Origin of the sequence: Streptomyces sp. ISL-1, from assembly GCF_018614585.1 — a bacterium.
Classification (GTDB): domain Bacteria; phylum Actinomycetota; class Actinomycetes; order Streptomycetales; family Streptomycetaceae; genus Streptomyces; species Streptomyces maoxianensis.
This window is the reverse complement of record NZ_JAGGOI010000029.1, coordinates 147,967-168,348: the sequence shown is the minus strand read 5'-3', so window position 1 is coordinate 168,348 and position 20,382 is coordinate 147,967. Positions and strand designations below refer to the sequence as shown.

The following is a 20,382-nucleotide window of genomic DNA, read 5'->3' as shown; positions in this document are numbered from 1 at the left end:
GGTACGACACATCGCTGCCACGAGGGGCGTGCGGCTACTTTTTGAGTCCAGTGCGTGACCGGACGGTTACCCATGCACGCTAGAGGGCGGCGGCGCCCTGGTTGCGCAGGGACTGTGCGTACTGCTGGAGCACCCACAGTTCGTTCGCCACGGCCGTGTGGTGTTCCGGCTCGGCGTTCGGGCCGAGGCGGGCGAGGGTGCCCTGGACATCGCCGATGCGGCGGTCGACCGCGCGCAGGCGGACCTGGACCAACTGGGTGCCGGCGTAGGTCTCGTCGACCGTCCTGGCGTGGATGGCCTCCACGGCGAGCTCGGTGACCATGGCACGCACCGTGTCGTTCGGTGCGACGTCGCGGACCCGGGCGAGGTAGTCGGGGCTGTCCTGGGTGCCCTGTTCGGCGCCGCCCGCCTCGGCGATGGTCTGGCGGACCGCGGCGTACGGCGGGGCGGTGAACTCGTCGACGCCGTACGCGTCGAAGGCCGGGGAGACCAGGTCCGGGTGCTGGAGAGCCAGCTTGAGCAGTTCGCGTTCGGTGCGGTGGGTGGGGCTGCGCAGATTGAGGGCGGGGCCCGCGGGGGTCTGGTGGGCGCCCTGCCGCTCGTACGACTGAGGGGCGCGGGACGGGGTCGCCGGGCCGCGGCCGCCGCGGTCGCGGGCCCAGCGGGCGAGTTGGGCGACCCGCTTGACCACGAACTGGGTGTCGAGGATGCCGAGAATGCCGGCCAGTTGCACCGCCGACTCGTGCTGGATGGCGATGTTCTTGATGCCTGCGACGATCGGCGCGGCCTCGTCCAGCGCGGCGGCCCGGCCGGCAGGCGTCTCCAGATTGTGGCGCAGCACGCTGTGGCGGATGGCGAACTCGAAGAGCGGCGTGCGCGTTTCGACCAGTTTCTGAACCGCGTCGTCGCCCTCGGCCAGGCGCAGTTCGCAGGGGTCCATGCCGCCGGGTGTGATGGCGATCGAGGTCTCGGCGGCGAACTTCTGGTCGTCCTCGAAGGCGCGCAGCGCGGCCTTCTGCCCGGCCGCGTCGCCGTCGAAGGTGAAGATCACCTCGGCGGTGGCGTTGTCCATCAGCAGTCGGCGCAGGATCTTGATGTGGTCGCCGCCGAAGGCCGTTCCGCAGGTGGCGATGGCGATGGTGACCCCGGCCAGATGGCAGGCCATGACGTCGGTGTAGCCCTCGACGACGACGGCCCGGCTGGTTTTGGCGATCTCCTTCTTGGCGAGATCGATGCCGTACAGCATCTGGGACTTCTTGTAGATGCCCGTCTCAGGGGTGTTGAGGTACTTCGGGCCGTTGTCGCTCTCGTACAGCTTTCGTGCCCCGAAGCCGACAACATCGCCCGAGATGTCGCGGATCGGCCACATCAGCCGCCCGCGGAAGCGGTCGATGGGGCCACGGCGGCCGTCCTGGGCGAGGCCGGAGAGGATCAGCTCCTTGTCGCTGAAGCCCTTCCCGCGCAGAAAACGGGTGAGGTGGTCCCAGCCCTGCGGGCTGTAGCCGACGCTGAAGTGCTGGGCGGCGGCCTGGTCGAAGCCGCGCTCGGCGAGGAACTTGCGGCCGGTCTCGGCCTCGGAGCCGTTCTCCAGCTGCTCGATGTAGAACTGCGCGGCGATCTTGTGCGCCTCGACCAGGCGGATGCGCTCGCCCCGCTGGTGGGTGGGGTTGTACCCGCCCTCCTCGTAGCGCAGGGTGATGCCCGCCGTCGCGGCGAGGCGCTCGACCGTCTCGGAGAAGGAGAGATGGTCGATCTTCATCACGAAGGCGATGGTGTCGCCGCCTTCCTGGCAGCCGAAGCAGTGGAAGAGACCCTTGCTCGGGCTGACCTGGAAGGAGGGGGACTTCTCGTCGTGGAAGGGGCAGAGCCCCTTGAGGTTTCCGCCACCGGCGTTGCGCAGCTGGAGGTACTCAGAAACGACGGCGTCGATCGGGACCGCGTCCCGGACCGCCTTCACGTCGTCATCGTTGATCCTGCCTGCCACACGCGGAAGTCTACGGTGGCGCGATGACACTCCCGTCAGCTGTTGAGGGAAGTCAGCGGTACTGAAGGGTCGGCGAGGGCGTCCGGGGCCACCGGGCCGCCGGAGCGGATCAGCTGCTGGATCGGGTCGGTGACATCCCACACATTGACGTTCATCCCGGCGAGCACCCGGCGGTCCTTCAGCCAGAAGGCGATGAACTCCCGCTTCCCGACGTCGCCGCGGAGCACCACCTGGTCGTACGAGCCGGGCGGCGCCCAGCCCGAGTACTCCAGGCCCAGGTCGTACTGGTCGGAGAAGAAGTACGGGATGCGGTCGTACGAGACGTCCTGGCCGAGCATCGCGCGTGCGGCGGCCGGGCCACCGTTGAGGGCGTTCGCCCAGTGCTCGACCCGCAGCCTGGCCCCCAGCAGCGGGTGGTGGGCGGCCGCCACGTCGCCCGCCGCGTAGATGTCGGGGTCGGAGGTGCGCAGGCTGCCGTCGACGGCGACGCCGCCGCCGTGTGCCCGGTCCGCGAGCGCGAGGCCGGCGGCTTCGGCGAGGGCGGTGCGCGGGGCGGCGCCGATCGCGGCGAGTACGTCGTGCGCCGGGTGCTCCTCACCGTCGTCGGTACGGACCGAGAGGACCATGCCGTCCTGGCCGGTGATCTCGGTGAGGCGGGCGCCGAAGCGGAAGCGGACGCCGTGCTCGCGGTGCAGTTCGGTGAAGACCTGGCCGAGCTCCGGGCCGATGACGTGGTGCAGCGGGGTGGGTTCCGGTTCGACGACGGTGACCTCGGCGCCGTAGCCGCGGGCGGCTGCCGCGACCTCCAGGCCGATCCAGCCCGCGCCCGCGATGACCAGATGGCCGTTGTCGCGGCCGAGCGCCGTGAGCACCTGGCGCAGCCGGTCGGCGTGGGCGAGGCGGCGCAGATGGTGGACGCCGGCCAGCTCGGTGCCGGGAATGTCCAGGCGGCGCGGCTCGGCGCCGGTGGCCAGCAGCAGCTTGTCGTAGTGCAGGACTGTGCCGTCGCCGAGGCGCACGGACTTGGTGTCGCGGTCGACCGCGACGACGGTCTGGCCGAGGTGCAGTTCGACGTCGGCCCGGGCGTACCAGGCGGGCTCGTGGACGAAGACGCTGTCGCGCTCCTCCTTGCCCGACAGATAGCCCTTGGACAGCGGCGGCCGTTCATAGGGGTGGTCGCGTTCGTCACCGATGAGGATCACGCGGCCGGTGAACCCTTCGGCGCGGAGGGTCTCGGCGGCCTTGGCTCCGGCGAGTCCACCACCGACGATGACGAATGTCCGATGTGCGTCGACCACTTGATGCCTCCTCTTTGCTTCTACGCTGCGCAGCCTTCAGCGAGCGTCCCGCACAGAGCGTTATGGCGAAAGAGGGAGTGCGCCTTGGGCGTGTCATCCCGGACGCGCCCCGGGGGCCCTCCCGGATGCTCAGCGGCGGGCCGTGAGCTGGGCGTGGAGGGTGCGGGCGGAGTCGTCGGTGAGCGAAGCGAGCTGGTCGACGATCACCCGCTTGCGCGCCCGGTCGTCGGGAGCGGCGTCGAACAGGGCGCGGAATTGCGGGTCGAGGCTCTCGGGTGCGCGGGCGGTGAGCGCCTCGGCCAGTTCGGCGAGCACGATCCGCTGGTCGGCGCGGAGCGTCTCCTGTTCGGCGCGCTGCATCACATAGCGGTCGGCGACAGCCTTGAGGACGGCGCATTCGTTGCGGGCTGCGCGCGGAACGACCAGCTCGGCGGCGTACCGGGTGAGCCGCCCGGATCCGTACGCCTGGCGGGTCGCGCCCTCGGCGGCGAGGCAGAAGCGGCCGATGAGCTGGCTGGTGGCGTCCTTCAGCCGGGCCTGCGCGACCGACGAGCCGTCGTAGTGGTGCGGCCACCACTCCTGGTCGATGAGCCGGTCCAGGGCCTCGGCCAGCTCCTGCGGATCTGTGTCCTCGGGTACGTACCGCCCGATCGCCACCCGCCAGATGTCGCTGCGCTCCGGTTCCGCGAGGAGGAGGTTGGGGTCGATATGGCCGGCGTGCAGTCCGTCCTCGAAGTCGTGCACGGAGTACGCCACGTCGTCGGCCCAGTCCATGACGTGGGCCTCGAAGCACTTGCGGTACGCGGGGGCGCCTTCGCGGGCCCATTCGAAGACCGGCAGGTCGTCCTCGTAGACACCGAATTTCACCGAGTCGGGGTCGGTGGGGTGTCCGCCGCGCGGCCAGGGGTATTTGGTGGCCGCGTCCAGGACTGCCCGGGTGAGGTTGAGGCCGACACTGACGAGCTCGCCGGTCCCCGCCGCGGCGGGGGCTGATGTCGCCGTGCGGTGGACGAACCGCTTGGGCTCGATACGGGTCAGCAGGCGCAGCGACTGGGCATTGCCCTCGAAGCCGCCGCAGTCCTTGGCGAAGTCGTTCAGCGCCTGCTCGCCGTTGTGTCCGAACGGCGGGTGGCCCATGTCGTGGGCGAGGCAGGCCGCCTCGACCAGATCGGCGTCGCAGCCGAGCGCCGCGCCCAGTTCCCGTCCGACCTGGGCGCATTCCAGGGAGTGGGTGAGCCGGGTGCGGGGGCTGGCGTCCCAGGCCTGGTTGCGGGTGCCGGGGGTGACCACCTGGGTCTTGCCGGCGAGCCGGCGCAGCGCGGAGGAGTGCAGCACGCGCGCGCGGTCACGCTGGAAGGCGGTGCGGCCCGGGCGCTTGTCCGGCTCGGGAGCCCACCGTGCGGTGGCCGCCTCGTCGTAAGCGCCGTCGAGGGCGTCGGATGCGTCGGGGCCGGATGAGGTGGTGCCGGTGGTGCCTGCCATGCACCGAAGGTAACCGGAGCCGGTGACAGGCGGGCGACGTGGTGGGCTAGGCAGGGGCGAGTTCGCGCCGCTGCGAGGGGTACGCGGTGCTCAGGGCCTCGTCGTAGCGCTGCAGCAGCAGCCGGGCCAGCGCCGGGTGCGGGCCGAGCGGGTCGGCGGCGATCCAGGGCGCGGCGGCGGCGCTGCGGGTGGCGAACAGGCCGGGGAACGCGAAGTAGGAGGCGACGGCGATGCGGTGGCGGCCGCGGGCGGTGAGCGCGCGCACGGCCGCGGGGACGGTGGGCCGGGCAGCCGAAGCGTAGGCGGGAACGACCGGCACGCCGCCGAGGCGCTCGCTGAGCAGTTCCGCGGTGCGCCGGGTGTCGGACGCGGAATCGGGGTCGCGCGAGCCCGCTGCGGCAAGGACCACTCCGGCGCCGCGGCTGGTGCCGTCCTCGGGCCGCCAGCCGGCCTCGGCCAGCCGTGAGCAGAGCGCCTCCACCAGGAGGGGGTGCGGGCCGAGTGGGGCGGCGATGCGTATGTCCGCGCCGGGTACGGCCGCCACTGCCCGCGGCAGATCGTGCTTGACGTGGTAGCCGCGGCTGAGCAGCAGCGGTACGAGGACGGCACGGGTGCCGGCCGCGCGCCGTTCGCCTTCGAGCGCGGCGAGGGTGGCGGGCAGCAGCGGCTCGTTCAGCTCGATGTGGCCGAGGCGGACGTCGAGTCCGGGGCGCAGTTCGCGGACCCGGTCGAGGAGCTCGGTGGCGGTGTGCAGGGCGCGCGGGTCGCGGCTGCCGTGCGCGACGGCGACGAGGGTGGGCCGTTCGGTCGGGGGCATACGCCTGCGGGCTCCGTTCAGTGTGACGTGGCTGAGTTGGCTGCCGAGCTGGTCGGTGATGCGCAGGAGCAGCTGCGCCGTGGTGTCCAGCGGCGCGGCGTCGAGGGGCCGCGGATCGAGGAGCTTCGTGTCCAGGGACCGCGGGTCGAGGGGCGTCCGCTCGAGGGGCACGGACTCACGGTCGGGTGGCAGGGACTCGTGAAGGTACGCCGGCTCCGTCATGGACCGATCCTGACGTGCCGAGGTTGCAGGGTCATTGCGTGAGGGTGACGGGTGTTTTCCGCGGGCTCACCGGCTCCCCCGCGGCGTTGTCAGACCCGTCTCCTACGGATCGAGCGCGGCGGGAGAGAGAACTGCGCGCCGGGACCGCCCTTCGGGACCGGATCACGTCACGCCGGCCCACGGCGTGCAGCCGCTCAGGCGGCGCCACGGCCGGCCCACAGGCGCGACCGTGATCAGAACGCCGATCAGGCCAAACAAGTGCCCGGCCGAACCGATCCGGCCCGATCCGCGTCTGACCAGGCGTGAAGGTGACACTACGACTTCCAAAAGCACCCCGGACCCGGCACGCCCAGCGGCGGATCGCGCAGACCGTCATGCTCGCCTGCGTCCTCGCGCTCGCGCCCGCGACCTGGATGCACGCCGTCGCCGACAGCCGCGTCCGCACCGTCGCTCAGGTCCCCGCCCAGGATGTCGCCGTCGTCTTCGGGGCCGGGCTCTGGAAGGGCCGCCCCATGCCCTATCTCGCGCACCGGCTGGACGCCGCCGCCGAGTTGTACCGGGCAGGCAAGGTCAAGGTCGTGCTCGTCACCGGCGACAACAGCCGCGTGGAGTACGACGAGCCGGACGCCATGCGCACGTATCTCACCTCCCGCGGCGTGCCGGACAAGCGGATCGTCAGCGACTACGCCGGGTTCGACACCTGGGACTCCTGCGTACGCGCCAAGAAGATCTTCGGGGTCCGGCGCGCGGTCCTGGTGACCCAGGGCTTCCACATCCGGCGGGCCGTCGCGCTCTGCCGGGCGGCGGGGGTCGAGTCGTACGGCATCGGGGTCGCCGAACCCCACGACGCCACCTGGTACTACGGCGGGACACGGGAGATGTTCGCGGCCGGCAAGGCGGCGCTGGACGCCGCGTTCACGCCGGATCCCCGCTTCCTGGGGGCCGAGGAGCCCGGTGTGAGGGAGGCGCTGGCCGCAGCCGCCCGGTGACACGCGGCGACAGACTCGCGTCGGCATCCGCGGCGCGCGACAGTGAACCGTATGGAAAACGACGTAGCAACCCTGCTCAACCGGCACTCCGAGGCGCTCGCGCTCTTCACCGAGCGTGTGCACGCCGTACGGGCCGATCAGTGGGACGACCCGACGCCCTGCACCGAGTGGTCAGTACGCGATCTCGTCAACCATCTCACCTCGGAACAGCTGTGGGTGCCGGACCTGGTGACCGACGGAGTCGGCATCGACGACGTGGGCGACGCGTACGACGGCGATGTGCTCGGCGCCCACCCGCGGGCCAGTTGGGACGCGGCGGCGCGCGCCGCGCGGAGGGCGTTCGGGGCGTCGGGGGCGCTGGAGCGGACCGTGCTGCTGTCGTACGGCGAGACCCCCGCGGTGGCGTACTGCGCGCAGATGATCACGGATACCGTCGTGCACAGCTGGGACCTGTCCCGTGCGATCGGCGCGCCGGAGCGGCTGCCGGACGCGCTCGTGAGCTTCGCGCTCGACGAGGTCACTCCGTACGCCTCGGAACTGTCCAAGTCCGGTCTTTTCGCCCCGCCGATCGAGCCGCCGCCGGGCGACAGCCACCAGACCGTGCTGCTGGCGCTGCTCGGCCGCCGCGCGTGAGGAGTGGCGCCCGGGCGAGGCGGCTCGGGGCGGCGCGGTCCGGGGCGGCGAGCGTCGGGGCGGGGAGAGTTCCTCACGGGGCGGCAGGGCGCGGGCGGAGATGGGCGTACCCGGACCGTAATCCGGCGCGCCCGTCCGCGTAACACGGGCGTCCCAACCTGGCCGTATGTCCGAAACCACCACCCAGGCCGCCGGCCCGGCCACGCCGACCCACTGCCCCTACTGCGCCCTGCAGTGCGGGATGAGTCTGCGCGGCGGACCCGAGGCGGTCGAGGTGGTGGAGCGCCCGGACTTCCCGGTGAACCAGGGCGCGCTGTGCGGCAAGGGCCGCACCGCGCCCGCGCTGCTCTCCTCCCGGGTGCGTCTGACCGAGCCCCTGGTCCGTCGCCCCGCCACAGGCAGGCTCGAGCCGGCCACCTGGGAGGAGGCCCTTGGTACGGTCGCGGCGGGACTGCGCCGTACGAGAACGGAGTACGGCCCCGACGCGGTCGGCGTCTTCGGGGGCGGGGGCCTGACCAATGAGAAGGCGTACGCGCTCGGGAAGTTCGCGCGCGTCGTGCTGGGCACCTCACAGATCGACTACAACGGGCGCTTTTGCATGTCGTCGGCGGCAGCCGCGCATCAGCGCGCGTTCGGGCTCGACCGCGGGCTGCCGTTCCCGCTGGAGGACATCCCGCGCACCGGGTGTGTGATCCTCGTAGGCTCGAATCTCGTCGAGACGATGCCGCCCGCGCTGCGGTATCTGACCGAACTGCGCGACAACGGTGGCACGTTGATCGTCGTCGACCCGCGGCGGACCAGGACGGCGGAACAGGCCGACCTGCACCTCGCGCCCCGGCCCGGGACGGATCTGGCGCTCGCGCTCGGGCTGCTGCACCTGGTGGTCGCCGAGGGGCGTACGGACGAGGACTTCATCGCGTCGCGCACGAACGGCTGGAGTGAGGCACGGGCCGCGGCGATGGCTCACTGGCCGGAGCTGGTGGAGCGGATCACGGGCGTGGGCGTACCCCAACTGCGAGAGGCCGTGGGGATGTTCTGCGGCGCGGAGTCGGGCATGGTGCTGACCGCCCGCGGTCCCGAGCAGCACTCCAAGGGCACGGACACGGTGAGCGCGTGGATCAACCTCTGCCTGGCGACGGGCCGCGCGGGCCGGCCGCTGTCCGGCTACGGCTGCCTGACCGGTCAGGGAAACGGTCAGGGCGGCCGCGAACACGGCCAGAAGGCTGACCAGTTGCCGGGCTATCGCAAGATCGACGACCCCGCGGCGAGGGAGCACGTCGCCCGGGTCTGGGGGGTTGATCCTCAGACGCTGCCCGGCCCGGGGCGCAGCGCGTACGAGCTGCTGGACGCGCTGGGCGGGGACGTGAAGTCGCTGCTGCTGATGGGCTCCAACCCGGTGGTCTCCGCGCCCCGGGCCGGGCATGTGGAGGAGCGGCTGCGCTCGCTGGACTTCCTCGCGGTCGCGGACGTGGTGCTGTCGGAGACCGCGGCGCTCGCGGATGTGGTGCTGCCGGTCACGCAGTGGGCGGAGGAGACGGGCACGACGACCAGCCTGGAGGGCCGTGTCCTGCTGCGCCGCCAGGCGGTGGCGGCCCCGCCGGGCGTACGGAGCGACCTGGAGGTGCTGGGCGGGCTGGCGGCTCTGCTCGGCCACGAGAAGGGCTTCCCGGCGGACCCGGAGGAAGTCTTCGAGGAACTGCGCAGGGCGTCGGCGGGCGGTCCGGCGGACTACTCGGGCATCACATACCGGAGGATCGCGCAGGAGGACGGGGTGTTCTGGCCGTGCCCCGAGGAGGGCATCGGAGACCACCCCGGCACGCCCCGGCTCTTCCTCGAACAGTTCGCGACCCCCGACGGGCGCGCCCGCTTCGTCGCCGTGGCGCATCGGGCAGCGGCCGAAGAGGCCGACGAGGCGTATCCCGTGCTGCTCACCACCGGGCGGGTCGTCTCGCAGTACCAGTCCGGGGCGCAGACCCGGCGGGTCGACGAGCTCAATGCCGCCGCCCCCGGGCCCTTCGTCGAGCTGCATCCATTGCTCGCCGAGCGCCTCGGGGCGGTCGAGGGCGAGCCGCTCGCCGTCGTGTCCCGGCGCGGGAGGGCCGTCGGGCCCGCCCGGATCAGCGCGGGGATACGGCCCGACACCGTCTTCATGCCGTTCCACTGGCCGGGCGAGGGCCGGGTCAACTCGGTGACGAACCCCGCGCTCGACCCGACCTCGCGGATGCCGGAGTTCAAGGTGTGCGCGGTCCGGGTGGAACGCGCGCACGGGGCGTAGCCGCAGTTCAGCTGCTCAGCCGGCCGCACCAGTCGCCGCCCCGGATGCGTGTGCCCTGCGCCCGCAGCTCTCCGGCCACCCCCGGCGCCGCGACGTACACCCAGGCGCGTACGGCCGTGCCGTCCGGGCGCAGGACGTCGCGGGCCAGCCGCTCGTACAGATTGCGCGGGTGGCCGGGCGCGGTGTACTCCTCCAGGTGGTCGAGTACGGACAGCAGCTCGCGGTACTCCCCCGGGGCGGCAGTCACCAGCTCCCCCGCGACCGTGCCGTCACCGGCGTCGAGGACGGCGTACGGATAGCCGGGGCCCTCGTACAGCACCGCACCCGCGAGCACCGCGGGCTCTTCCGTCGCCGTTCGGCCGTGCAGGAACAGATCGTGGTTGCACTCGCCCGGGCGCAGCGTGCCGTAGACGAAGAACGGGAGCTCGTGCGCGGACATCGTCACGGTGCCATGGTCTCCGCGTCGATCCACGCCAGATACGCGGCGCTGCCGCCCACCACCGGCGTCGCGATGATTTCCGGCGTCTCGTAGTCGTGCGCGGCGGCCAGATGCGCCTCCAGCGCCGGATAGCAGGCCTGCGTGGTCTTGAAGAGGACCTGCCACTCCGCCGCGGTCTCGATCGCGTCCTTCCATCGGTAGACGGAAGTGACCGGCGCGGAGATCTGCGCGCACGCCGCCAGTCTCGCCTCCACCGCGCCGCGCGCCAGATCCTGCGCCTTCGCGGCGCTGTCAGTCGTGGTCAGTACGGTCAGCGCCTGGGTCACTGACGGGCTCCTTCTGATCGCGGTCCACTACCGGTCAGACCACCGTACGCACGGCTGCAGCGCAGCGTCACGGCACCCGCGACACGCCCTTCCGGCGGCGATCGTCCGCGTGCGTCGATCATCGTGGTCCGCCCCTCAACCGGCGTACGGGTGGCTGGACTTGGCGATCCGCAGGGCGTGCCCCCACCAGGCGAGCCGGTCGAGCATCGTCTTGGCGGCGGCGTCGCAGGCGGCGGGGTCCTTGTGCCGGCCCTGTGCGTCGAAGTGGGCGCCGGCGTGATGGAAGGAGACCGTGTCGCGGACGGTGACGGCGTGCATCTCGGCGAAGACCTGGCGCAGCTGCTCGACGGCACGCAGGCCGCCGGAGATTCCGCCGTACGAGACGAAGCCGACGGGCTTGGCCTGCCACTGCGTGAAGTGCCAGTCGATGAGGTTCTTGAGGGCGGCCGGGAAGGAGTGGTTGTACTCGGGGGTGAGGACGACGAAGGCGTCGGCGTCGGCGAGCTTCGGGGAGACCTTGGCCAGTTCGGCGCGGACGGCGGGGCCGGGGTTGTAGGAGAGGACGGTGGGCAGGTCGGCGTCGGCAAGGTCGATCAGTTCGACGGTGAAGTCCTCGCGCTCGGCGGCCCGGGAGAGGAACCAGTCGGCGATGACGGGGCCGAAGCGGCCTTCGCGGTTGCTGGAGAGGATGACGGCGAGCTTCAGCGGCGCGGCGCGGTCGGGCCCGGTTCCGGACGGGGTCCCGGGCGCGGTGTCAGGCGTCGTTTCAGACGTGGTTTCAGGCGTGGTTTCAGGCGTGGTTTCAGGCGTGGTGAGGTCCATGAGGATGAGACTCGTATCTCAAGCATGGTTGAGGTCAAGCCCTTGCCTGCCGCGCACGGATGGACGGATGGACAGATGAAGGGCCTGACCCCGGGGCGGGGGCCCGGACACCCCGCCCCAGCCGCCTGGCCCGTCGGCCGGGATCCGCCCTCACCCGTTCGGCACGGCCGGGGCAAACTCCCCCATCTGATTCACCATCACACGCAATGACCTGCGACAACGTCCCATGTCCAGCACGACACGCCGATCCTGCCCGTCAAATCTGATTGCCCATCAGCAGGCGTGGTCGGCGGGCTGCGCCTTACCTCAAGGAGAAGACGCTCAAGTCGCACCACCGCGCTTCTCCGGAGGACCGCCATGCGCACCACCGCCCGCCTGCTGGCCGCTACCGCGGTGGCAGCCGCCACGATAGGGCTCGGCGCCCACGGGGCGTACGCCGGGGACTTCGCGGTACTGGAGGTGTTCCCGTCGATCGTCGCGCCGGGCGCGATCATCACCGTGAACACCCCCGCCTGCGGTCCCGGCGGCCGCGGCGTCGGAAACGCGCGGGCGCTGGGCGCGGGCGAATTCCGTCTGGCGCCCAGTACGCACAAAGAGGTCGCGGTAGGCCGGTTCACGGTCCCGCACCACACCGAGCCGGGGACCTACGCCATCGAGGTGAGCTGTAAGAACGGCAAGCGGGTCACCGGGGACCTCGTGGTGCGCCACGACAAGCAGCCGAGCGGCCGTGTGCATACCGGCGTCGGCGGCAGCGTGGGCCCGGACACAACCCAGATCGCGGCGGGCGTGGCCGTACTGGCCGCGGCCGCCGTCGGCGGAACCCTGCTCCTGCGCCGCCGGGCGAGCGGCGCGCAGGGCAGCTGACGGGGCGGTCTTGACCGCCCCGGGGGACCGCCGTGTCCCCGCTCCCGTCAGGCCCCCGGGCCTGCCGGGAGCGGGCGAGACCGCACCCGGAGGACCGATGAGCGCCAAGGGCAACGGCTGGTTCATAGCCCTCGCCGTCTGCGCCGGCCTGTGGCTGGTCCAGAACGGCTCCGAGAACGTGACCCCGCCGGTCCCGTCCGCCGCGGAGGCCTTCGCGGCCGGTCCCGGCCACCACACCGACGCGGCCGCCGACCCGCTGCCGCCGTCTCCTCCCCTGCGGCTGCGCATACCGGAAATCAGGGTCGAGGCCCCGGTCACGGGTCTGGGCCTCGACAGCGAGGGCAGCCTCGAGGTGCCACCTGCCGCCGACCGCAACCTCGTGGGCTGGTACCGGGACGGCACGCCCCCCGGCGCCAAGGGCACGGCGATCGTCGCCGGCCATGTCGACAACGCGAAGGGCCCGTCGGTCTTCTACAACCTGGGCGCGCTGAAGAAGGGCCACCGGATCGAGGTGACCCGGCGGGACGGCCTCACGGCCGTGTTCACTATCGATGCGATCGAGGTGTACGAGGCAGCCGCGTTCCCGGACAAGAAGGTGTACGGGCCCAGCGGCCGGGCGGAGCTGCGGGTGATCACCTGCGGGGGCGGCTTCACGCAGCAGACGGGCTACATGGGGAATGTGGTGGCGTTCGCGCACCTGATCGGCGTACGGCCACCGCCGGCGTGATCGTCCGCGCTACGGCGCCGATCCGCCTGAGTCGGCCGGCACCCCGCTACGCGGTCCACTGGTCGAAGGCGAGCTTCGCGACGAGCGAGAAGACCACGACGAGCAGCACTCCGCGGACGAACTCGCTGCCCTTCCTGAGCGCCATCCTGGCGCCGAACATGCCGCCCGCCAGGTTGAACACCGCCATCAGCGCAGCCAGTTGCCACATCACCGTGCCCTGGTAGGCGAACATCGCGAGGGCCCCGCCGTTGGTGCAGACGTTCACGATCTTGGCGGTGGCGGACGCGGTCACCAGATCGAGATGGAGTACGGCGGTGAGCGCGAGCACCAGGAACGTGCCGGTGCCCGGCCCGAACAGGCCGTCGTAGAAGCCGATTCCGCCGCCGACGAGCACGATCGCGGCGATCATGCGGGCGCGGCCGACGGTGCGCCGGTCCGCGTCCGGTGCGGTGCCGAAGGTGGGGCGCAGCATCACAAAGGCCGCCACGCCGAGCAGCACCACCATGATCACGGGCCGGAGTACGTCGCTGCTGATCCCGGCCGCGAAGAACGCGCCGCCCATCGAGCCCGCGAGGGCGGCGAGCCCAATCCGTACCGCCGTCTTCACCTGAACCGGGGCCTTGCGCACATAGGTGATCGCGGCGCCCGATGTGCCGACGATGGCGACGGCCTTGTTGGTGCCGAGGATCTGCACGGCCTGGACGTGCGGCAGGCCGAGCAGCATGGCCGGCAGGAGGAGCAGCCCGCCGCCGCCCACCACCGCGTCGACCCAGCCCGCCGCGGCGGCGGCGAGGCAGAGAAAGACGAGCATGGTCAGCGATATGTCGGGCATGATCGCGACCCTACGGACGAGATGGGTGTGGCGTCCATCAATCCCGGGAGAGTTGAGCGACGTCTGAGGTTCCGCCGGCGGGCGAGCAGTCGGCACAGGTCGGCCGCGGATCAGGCCCGGGAGAATTCCGCGGGCCTGGTTCCGATGACGACGGTGGCGTACAGCTCCTCGCAGACAGCCACCCGCGGCACCAGCCCGCTGCCGGCGAAGGCCTCGACGGCCCGCGGCGCCTGCCGCTCGCTCGTCTCGACGAGCAGGCACCCACCGGGCGCCAGCCACCGCGGCGCCTCACCGGCCACCCGCCGCAGCACGTCAAGCCCGTCCGCACCCCCGTCCAGCGCCACCCGCGGCTCGAATTCGCGCGCCTCCGGGGGCAGCAGCTCGACCTCCTCGGTCGGTACGTACGGCACATTCGCGGCCAGCACATCGACCCGGCCCCGCAATGCCGCGGGCAGCGGCGCGAACAGGTCGCCCTCGTACACCTGGCCCCCGACAGCCCCGACATTGCGCCGGGCGCACCGCACCGCGGCCGGGTCGACATCGGCGGCGTACAGCTGGGCCTCCTGCAGTGCCGCCGCCAGCGCGACGCCCACCGCACCGGAACCGCAGCACAGATCGACGACGACGGCGCCCGGCCCGGCGAGCCCGACGGCCTGCGCCACGAGGAACTCGGTGCGCCGGCGGGGCACAAAGACCTCGGGCTCCAGGACCACCCGCAGACCGCAGAACTCGGCCCACCCGAGGACGTGTTCAAGGGGCAGCCCGGCGACCCGGCGGTCCACCATGGCGGCGAGTTCGGACGGCGTCAGTGCCGTGGAGAGAAGCAGTCGCGCCTCGTCCTCGGCGAATACACAGCCGGCGGCGCGGAGTTTGGTGACAATGACGGATTGAGCAAGAAGTGACGGTGAAGCCGACATGGAAGCCTTTCGGGAAGCCTGTGGGCGCTCCCGCGGGGCGGTCACCTATGCCGGATCGACCGCGCTGCCGTGAGATGAGAGCACCCAGCCTGCACGTGCGGTAATGGGTCTCACCTCCTAGGACGGTCCACTGCTGGAGAGGGGAACACTACCCGAGCGGGCGGGCGGCGGGCGCGCGTATCCCGGTTCCCCTCACACACTCGCCGCCGGCGTGCTGAGGGCAGCGTTCCTCACGGGAAACAGACGAGAACCTGCCGGGTAACAACGAAGCCGCAGGCTGCGAGCATGGCTTCAGAGATCGTGGTGATCGGCGGCGGCACGGCGGGCGCAGAACTGGCCCGCCGGCTCAGCTGCGCGGGCGTGCCCGTCACCGTTCTCGGCGAGGAGCCGCACGCTCCGTACAACAGGGTGCTGCTCGCGGAAGTCCTCGCCGGGCGGTACGGCCCCGAGGTCATCGCCCTGCCGGAGGTTGCGGTACGCCGCGGCGTGCGGGCACTGGAGATCGACCGGGACCGGCGTCTTGTGCACTGCGCGGACGGCACCTCGGTGGCGTACGACCGGCTGGTGCTGGCGACCGGTTCCAACCCGGTGCTGCCGCCCCTTCGCGGCATCGGCGACGGGCTCCCTGACGGGGTGCACCCCTTCCGTACGCTGGACGACTGCGCGGCACTGTCGGCCGCCGTACGTCCCGGCATCCGCGCGGTCGTCGTCGGCGGCGGGCTGCTCGGCGTCTCGGCGGCCAGGGCGCTGGCCGCGCGCGGCGCGAAGGTGGTGCTCGCCCAGCAGGGCGAGCACATCATGGAGCGCCAGCTGGACGTTTCCGCATCGGATCTGCTCCGCCTCCACCTGGAGGCACTGGGTGTGGAGATCCACACGGAGTGCCGGGTGAGGGGCCTGCACTGCGGCCCCGACGCGGCGGTCAGTGCCGTCGAACTCGCCGACGGGTACGCACTGGACGCGGAACTCGTCGTCCTCGCGTGCGGCGTGCGCCCCAGGGTCACTCTGGCGCTGGACGCCGGGCTGGAAGTCCGCAAGGGCATTATCGTCGACGACGAGCTGCGCACCTCGGACCCGTACATCCACGCCATCGGCGACTGCGCGGAACACGCGGGCATCGTCCAGGGCCTGGCCGGCACGGCACTGGAGCAGGCGGACGTCCTGGCCTCCGTACTCACCGGCACAGCCGCCCGCTACACCGGCACCCGCGCCCTGACCCGGCTGACCCTGACGGGCCTGGCAGTCCCGCCCGCGGCAACCGCAACCATCACTTCCGGCGCGGCCGGCACCGCCGCCGGCCCTCTCGATCTCGCCGCTTTCGGCGATCCGACGCCCCGCCCGGGGGACGACGTCATCCAGCTCGCCGACGCCACCCGGGGCGCGTACCGCAAGGTCGTCGTCCGCGGGGACCGGCTCGTCGGCGGGGTGCTGCTCGGGGATCTCGCCGCGGTCGGCGCGCTCGCCCGGGCCTGGGAGGGCAACGAGGCCCTGCCGGACTCCGTACCCCTGCTCCACCTGCTCACCAATGATGGAGGCCTCTGACATGCCTGCGATGCCCACCCCCGCAATCGTGGTCGTCGGCCACGGGATGGTCGGCCAGCGATTCCTGGAGGCCCTCGCAGAGCGCGGCGTCGCCGAGCGGGCGCGGATCGTCGTGCTGTGCGAGGAGCCCCGCGCCGCGTACGACCGGGTCCAGCTGACCTCGTACTTCTCGGGCCGCACCCCGGACGACCTCTCCCTGGTCGAGGGCGACTTCATGGAGCGCCACGGTATCGAGCTGCACCTCGACGACCCGGCCGAGACCATCGACAGGGCGGCCCGCACGGTCACCTCGCGCGCCGGGCGGACCTTCACCTACGACACGCTCGTCCTCGCCACCGGCTCGTACCCCTTCGTACCGCCGGTGCCGAACAAGGACGCCGCGGGCTGCTTCGTCTATCGCACGATCGAGGATCTGCTCGCGATCGAGGAGTACGCGAAGACGGCCACCACCGGCGCGGTCGTCGGCGGCGGACTGCTCGGCCTGGAGGCGGCGGGCGCGCTCAAGGGGCTGGGCCTCAAGACGCACATCGTGGAGTTCGCACCCCGGCTGATGCCGGTGCAGGTCGACGACGGCGGCGGCGCTGCCCTGCTGAAGACCATCGAGCGCATGGGGCTGACCGTCCACACGGGCACCGGCACCCAGGAAGTCACCGTCGACGAGTCGGGTGCCGTCAACGGCATGGCCCTGTCGGACGGTTCGGTCCTCGCCACCGACCTGGTGGTCTTCTCGGCGGGCGTACGGCCCCGGGACCAGCTCGCCCGCGACGCGGGCCTGGCGGTGGGCGGGCGCGGCGGCATCGTGGTCGACGACCAGTGCCGTACGTCCGACCCCGCGGTGTTCGCGATCGGCGAGTGCGCGCTGGCGTCGGACGGCCGGGTGTACGGACTGGTGGCACCCGGCTACGAGATGGCCGAGACGGCGGCTGCCGCGCTGGAGGGCTCGCTGGAGGGCGACGTCAAGTCCTTCACCGGCGCGGACATGTCGACCAAGCTCAAGCTGCTGGGCGTGGACGTGGCCTCCTTCGGTGACGCGCACGGCGCGGCCGACGGCTGCCTCGACGTCGTCTACTCCGACTCCCGCTCCGGCGTCTACAAGAAGCTGGTCATCGGCCCGGACGGCGAACTGCTCGGCGGCGTACTGGTCGGCGACGCCGACTCGTACGGCATGCTGCGCCCGCTCACCGGCTCCGTCCCGCCGATCTCGCCCGAACAACTGGTGCTGCCCGCGGGGCTCGGCGCCCCGGTCGCGCTCGGCCCGTCCTCGCTGCCCGACGACGCGGTCATCTGCTCCTGCCACAACGTCACCAAGGGCACCATCCGCGGCGCGGTCACCGAGCACTCCTGCACGACCGTGCCCGAGGTGAAGAAGTGCACCAAGGCCGGTACGGGCTGCGGCAGTTGCGTCAAGGTGCTCGGCCAGCTGGTCAACGCCGAGCTGGAGGCGTCGGGCGTCGAGGTCGACAAGGGCCTGTGCGGCTGCTTCGGGCAGACCCGCCAGGAGCTGTACGAGATCGTGCGTGCGCTGCGCATCACCTCGTACGCGGCACTCCTCGACTCGCACGGCCGTGAGGCGGCGAAGGGCGGCAACGGCTGCGAGATCTGCAAGCCGACCGTCGGCTCGATCATCGCCTCGCTGGCCCCCACTATCGGCGCCGACGGCTACGTCCTGGAAGGCGAGCAGGCGGCGCTCCAGGACACCAACGACCACTTCCTCGCCAATATGCAGAAGAACGGCTCGTACTCGATCGTGCCGCGCATCCCGGGCGGTGAGATCACCCCCGAGAAGCTGATCGTGATCGGCGAAGTGGCCCGCGACTACGGCCTCTACACGAAGATCACGGGCGGCCAGCGGATCGACCTCTTCGGCGCGCGCGTCGACCAGCTCCCGCAGATCTGGGCGCGCCTGGTGGACGCGGGCTTCGAGTCCGGGCATGCGTACGGCAAGGCGCTGCGCACCGTGAAGTCCTGCGTGGGCCAGACCTGGTGCCGCTACGGCGTGCAGGATTCGGTCAAGATGGCCATCGATCTGGAGCTGCGCTACCGGGGCCTGCGCTCCCCGCACAAACTCAAGTCCGCGGTCTCCGGCTGCCAGCGCGAGTGCGCGGAGGCGCAGAGCAAGGACTTCGGCGTCATCGCCACCGCCAACGGCTGGAACCTGTACGTCGGCGGCAACGGCGGCGCGACCCCGCGCCACGCGGATCTGCTCGCCCAGGATCTCTCGGACGCGGAACTGGTCCGGCTCATCGACCGGTTCCTGATGTTCTACATCCGCACCGCGGACCGGCTCGAACGCACCTCGACCTGGCTGGAGCGGATCGACGGCGGGCTCGGTCATGTACGGGATGTGGTCGTCCATGACTCGCTGGGCATCTGCGCCGAGCTCGAAGCGCTGATGGCGGACCATGTCGCCGGCTACCGCGACGAGTGGGCCGAGACCATCAACGACCCGGAGCGGCTGCGCCGCTTCGTCTCCTTCGTGAACGCGCCCGAAGTCCCGGACCCGACGGTGAAGTTCGTGCCCGAGCGCGACCAGGTCAAGCCGGACCTGCCGGTACTGCAAATCCGTACTCTGGAAGGAACCGCTGCCCGATGACGATCGCCCCTGAGAAGACGGACACGCAGGTCCAGCTCCGCCTCGGCGGTGAGTGGCTCGCACTCTGCTCACTTTCCCTGCTGACCCCGGGCCGCGGCGTCGCGGCGCTGCTGCCCGACGGCCGCCAGGTCGCGGTGTTCCTGGGCCGCGACGGCAGGTCGTACGCCATCGACAACCGGGACCCCTTCAGCGGGGCGCAGGTCCTGTCCCGGGGTCTGGTCGGCTCGTCGGCCGGGAGGCCCTTCGTGGCGTCGCCGCTGCTCAAGCAGCGGTTCGACCTGGCGAGCGGGGACTGTCTGGACGACGAGTCGGTGTCGGTGACGTCATACGAGGTACGGCTGGGCACGGACCTGGCCGTCGACAGTGGCTCCGCTGCCTGATCGTTCGTAGGGTGGACCTACCAAGGTTCCCTAGCGAGGAGTTCAGCCATGTCGGGCTGGAACGCGAGCGACATCCCCGACCAGGGCGGACGTACCGCTGTGGTCACCGGAGCCAACAGCGGCATCGGACTCGTCACCGCACAGGAGCTGGCCCGCCGCGGCGCGCGAGTGATCCTCGCGTGCCGCAGCGAGGCCCGCGGCAAGCAGGCACAGGAGCACATAGCCCGCCGGGTCCCGGGCGCCGACGTACATTTCCGGCCCCTTGACCTGGCGGAACTCTCCTCCGTACGGGAGTTCGCGGCGAGCTATCCCTACGAGAGCCTCGACCTGCTGATAAACAACGCCGGTGTGATGGCCCTGCCCTACGGCAGGACGGCCGACGGCTTCGAGACGCAGTTCGGCGTCAACCACCTCGGGCATTTCGCGCTGACCGGGCTGCTGCTGCCGAAGCTGCTCGGCACCCCGGGCGCGCGGGTGGTGAGCCTGTCCAGCTTTATGCACGCTCTGGCCAATGTCGACATGGGCGATCTCAACAGTGAGCGCCGCTACCGCCGCTGGGTCGCCTACTCCCGCTCCAAGACGGCGAACCTGCTCTTTGTCCACGAACTGGCCAGGCGGCTGGGCGCGGCGGGCTCCGACGTCGTCGCGGCCGCTGCCCATCCGGGCTACGCGGACACCAATCTGCAGACCGCGGGCGCGCGGCTGGAAGGCAAGAAGGCGACCGAGCGGTTCATCCGGGCCGGCAACCGGATCATGGCGCAGCCTGCGGAGTCGGGCGCGCTGCCGACGCTGTACGCGGCCACCGCGCCGGGCGTGCGGCCGGACTCCTTCACCGGGCCGAAGCTCCTCTGGCGGGGTGCGCCCGCGCCGTCGAAGCGGGCGAAGTGGACGCGCAACGACGCGGCGGGCGAGCGGCTGTGGGTGGCGTCCGAGCAGCTCACGTCGGTGACGTACGAGGGCCTCAAGGCCTGAGGAGCAGGCTGGGCGCCGACTGCAGCCCTCCGCTGGTGCCGCTCACGGAGATCCAGGCGCCCGGCCCGTACGCGACGTGGACACTGCCGGCTTCGCTGCCCTGCTCCACCCGGATGAGCAGGGCACGCTGCTGCCGATCTCGTACGAGTAGCGGCCTTCCTCTTCGCTGTCGGCGCGACGCCCCTCGTCGGCCGCGTGTACCGACATTCCGCCTGATCCCGGCACAACCCATGTAGCGGACACGCCCTGACGGTATGCCCGATCGGTTCCG

18 protein-coding genes are annotated in these 20,382 nt (G+C 71.6%); 9 read left to right on the top strand and 9 right to left on the bottom strand.

What is annotated here, in order from left to right:
- Positions 1-79: 79 nt before the first annotated feature.
- The 4 genes from dnaG to J7E87_RS20430 all read right to left on the bottom strand — a co-directional run bounded on the left by dnaG (position 80) and on the right by J7E87_RS20430 (position 5,803).
- A complete protein-coding gene (dnaG, locus tag J7E87_RS20445; protein ID WP_215095915.1) occupies positions 80-1,984 on the bottom strand; it encodes a DNA primase in 1,905 nt (634 codons plus the stop codon).
- Between the two features lie 35 nt (positions 1,985-2,019).
- A complete protein-coding gene (locus tag J7E87_RS20440; RefSeq protein ID WP_215095914.1) occupies positions 2,020-3,282 on the bottom strand; it encodes an FAD-dependent oxidoreductase in 1,263 nt (420 codons plus the stop codon).
- 129 nt (positions 3,283-3,411) lie between these two features.
- Positions 3,412-4,764 (bottom strand): deoxyguanosinetriphosphate triphosphohydrolase, encoded by a 1,353-nt coding sequence (locus tag J7E87_RS20435; RefSeq protein ID WP_215095913.1) that lies wholly within the window; start codon positions 4,762-4,764, stop codon positions 3,412-3,414.
- 46 nt (positions 4,765-4,810) lie between these two features.
- The gene (locus J7E87_RS20430) at positions 4,811-5,803 is read right to left on the bottom strand and encodes a sirohydrochlorin chelatase (RefSeq protein ID WP_215095912.1); all 993 of its coding nucleotides are present in this window, start codon (positions 5,801-5,803) and stop codon (positions 4,811-4,813) included.
- A gap of 374 nt (positions 5,804-6,177) precedes the next feature.
- Between J7E87_RS20430 and J7E87_RS20425 the strand changes: the two genes are divergently transcribed.
- From J7E87_RS20425 to J7E87_RS20415, 3 genes are all read left to right on the top strand, one after another.
- Complete coding sequence (locus J7E87_RS20425) at positions 6,178-6,792, top strand: vancomycin high temperature exclusion protein (protein ID WP_215096050.1); 615 nt, start codon at positions 6,178-6,180, stop codon at positions 6,790-6,792.
- Positions 6,793-6,843: 51 nt separating this feature from the next.
- Positions 6,844-7,425 carry a TIGR03086 family metal-binding protein gene (locus tag J7E87_RS20420; protein WP_215095911.1) on the top strand — a complete coding sequence of 194 codons (582 nt, stop codon included), beginning with the start codon at positions 6,844-6,846 and terminating at the stop codon, positions 7,423-7,425.
- 166 nt (positions 7,426-7,591) lie between these two features.
- A complete protein-coding gene (locus J7E87_RS20415; RefSeq protein ID WP_215095910.1) occupies positions 7,592-9,700 on the top strand; it encodes a molybdopterin oxidoreductase family protein in 2,109 nt (702 codons plus the stop codon).
- A gap of 7 nt (positions 9,701-9,707) precedes the next feature.
- On the opposite strand, the gene J7E87_RS20410 is transcribed toward J7E87_RS20415, so the two are convergent.
- From J7E87_RS20410 to J7E87_RS20400, 3 genes are all read right to left on the bottom strand, one after another.
- Positions 9,708-10,139 (bottom strand): gamma-glutamylcyclotransferase family protein, encoded by a 432-nt coding sequence (locus J7E87_RS20410; RefSeq protein ID WP_215096049.1) that lies wholly within the window; start codon positions 10,137-10,139, stop codon positions 9,708-9,710.
- A 2-nt stretch (positions 10,140-10,141) separates the two neighbouring features.
- Complete coding sequence (gene cutA / locus J7E87_RS20405) at positions 10,142-10,465, bottom strand: divalent-cation tolerance protein CutA (protein ID WP_215095909.1); 324 nt, start codon at positions 10,463-10,465, stop codon at positions 10,142-10,144.
- Positions 10,466-10,600: 135 nt separating this feature from the next.
- Positions 10,601-11,287, bottom strand: coding sequence for an NADPH-dependent FMN reductase (locus J7E87_RS20400; protein ID WP_215095908.1), 687 nt, complete (start codon positions 11,285-11,287; stop codon positions 10,601-10,603).
- 357 nt (positions 11,288-11,644) lie between these two features.
- Between J7E87_RS20400 and J7E87_RS20395 the strand changes: the two genes are divergently transcribed.
- Both J7E87_RS20395 and J7E87_RS20390 read left to right on the top strand, forming a co-directional pair.
- The gene (locus tag J7E87_RS20395) at positions 11,645-12,151 is read left to right on the top strand and encodes a hypothetical protein (RefSeq protein ID WP_215095907.1); all 507 of its coding nucleotides are present in this window, start codon (positions 11,645-11,647) and stop codon (positions 12,149-12,151) included.
- A gap of 97 nt (positions 12,152-12,248) precedes the next feature.
- Entirely contained in the window at positions 12,249-12,878 is a 630-nt protein-coding gene (locus J7E87_RS20390; RefSeq protein ID WP_215095906.1) for a class F sortase, read from the top strand.
- Between the two features lie 46 nt (positions 12,879-12,924).
- On the opposite strand, the gene J7E87_RS20385 is transcribed toward J7E87_RS20390, so the two are convergent.
- Both J7E87_RS20385 and J7E87_RS20380 read right to left on the bottom strand, forming a co-directional pair.
- Positions 12,925-13,710 (bottom strand): TSUP family transporter, encoded by a 786-nt coding sequence (locus tag J7E87_RS20385; protein WP_215095905.1) that lies wholly within the window; start codon positions 13,708-13,710, stop codon positions 12,925-12,927.
- A gap of 110 nt (positions 13,711-13,820) precedes the next feature.
- Positions 13,821-14,627, bottom strand: coding sequence for a putative protein N(5)-glutamine methyltransferase (locus J7E87_RS20380; RefSeq protein WP_215095904.1), 807 nt, complete (start codon positions 14,625-14,627; stop codon positions 13,821-13,823).
- Between the two features lie 285 nt (positions 14,628-14,912).
- Here J7E87_RS20380 and J7E87_RS20375 point away from each other — a divergent pair, with 285 nt between their 5' ends.
- Genes J7E87_RS20375 through J7E87_RS20360 form a run of 4 tightly spaced genes read left to right on the top strand, consistent with a single transcriptional unit; the run spans position 14,913 to position 20,111 of the window.
- Positions 14,913-16,166 (top strand): NAD(P)/FAD-dependent oxidoreductase, encoded by a 1,254-nt coding sequence (locus J7E87_RS20375; protein WP_215095903.1) that lies wholly within the window; start codon positions 14,913-14,915, stop codon positions 16,164-16,166.
- Positions 16,167-16,176: 10 nt separating this feature from the next.
- A complete protein-coding gene (gene nirB / locus J7E87_RS20370; RefSeq protein WP_251017712.1) occupies positions 16,177-18,759 on the top strand; it encodes a nitrite reductase large subunit NirB in 2,583 nt (860 codons plus the stop codon).
- On the top strand, positions 18,756-19,139 hold the full coding sequence (gene nirD / locus J7E87_RS20365; RefSeq protein ID WP_215095902.1) for a nitrite reductase small subunit NirD: 384 nt from the start codon (positions 18,756-18,758) through the stop codon (positions 19,137-19,139). Before nirB ends, nirD begins: the two co-directional genes overlap by 4 nt.
- Before the next feature lie 48 nt (positions 19,140-19,187).
- Positions 19,188-20,111 (top strand): oxidoreductase, encoded by a 924-nt coding sequence (locus J7E87_RS20360; RefSeq protein WP_215095901.1) that lies wholly within the window; start codon positions 19,188-19,190, stop codon positions 20,109-20,111.
- Positions 20,112-20,382: the final 271 nt, after the last annotated feature.

Coding starts and splice junctions, on each gene's coding strand:
- J7E87_RS20435 (WP_215095913.1), bottom strand. CDS start 4,764: ATGGCAGGCACCACCGGCACCACCTCATCCGGCCCCGACGCATCCGAC.
- J7E87_RS20430 (WP_215095912.1), bottom strand. CDS start 5,803: ATGACGGAGCCGGCGTACCTTCACGAGTCCCTGCCACCCGACCGTGAG.
- J7E87_RS20425 (WP_215096050.1), top strand. CDS start 6,178: ATGCTCGCCTGCGTCCTCGCGCTCGCGCCCGCGACCTGGATGCACGCC.
- J7E87_RS20420 (WP_215095911.1), top strand. CDS start 6,844: ATGGAAAACGACGTAGCAACCCTGCTCAACCGGCACTCCGAGGCGCTC.
- J7E87_RS20415 (WP_215095910.1), top strand. CDS start 7,592: ATGTCCGAAACCACCACCCAGGCCGCCGGCCCGGCCACGCCGACCCAC.
- J7E87_RS20410 (WP_215096049.1), bottom strand. CDS start 10,139: ATGTCCGCGCACGAGCTCCCGTTCTTCGTCTACGGCACGCTGCGCCCG.
- J7E87_RS20400 (WP_215095908.1), bottom strand. CDS start 11,287: ATGGACCTCACCACGCCTGAAACCACGCCTGAAACCACGCCTGAAACC.
- J7E87_RS20395 (WP_215095907.1), top strand. CDS start 11,645: ATGCGCACCACCGCCCGCCTGCTGGCCGCTACCGCGGTGGCAGCCGCC.
- J7E87_RS20390 (WP_215095906.1), top strand. CDS start 12,249: ATGAGCGCCAAGGGCAACGGCTGGTTCATAGCCCTCGCCGTCTGCGCC.
- J7E87_RS20385 (WP_215095905.1), bottom strand. CDS start 13,710: ATGCCCGACATATCGCTGACCATGCTCGTCTTTCTCTGCCTCGCCGCC.
- J7E87_RS20380 (WP_215095904.1), bottom strand. CDS start 14,627: ATGTCGGCTTCACCGTCACTTCTTGCTCAATCCGTCATTGTCACCAAA.
- J7E87_RS20375 (WP_215095903.1), top strand. CDS start 14,913: ATGGCTTCAGAGATCGTGGTGATCGGCGGCGGCACGGCGGGCGCAGAA.
- nirB (WP_251017712.1), top strand. CDS start 16,177: ATGCCCACCCCCGCAATCGTGGTCGTCGGCCACGGGATGGTCGGCCAG.
- nirD (WP_215095902.1), top strand. CDS start 18,756: ATGACGATCGCCCCTGAGAAGACGGACACGCAGGTCCAGCTCCGCCTC.
- J7E87_RS20360 (WP_215095901.1), top strand. CDS start 19,188: ATGTCGGGCTGGAACGCGAGCGACATCCCCGACCAGGGCGGACGTACC.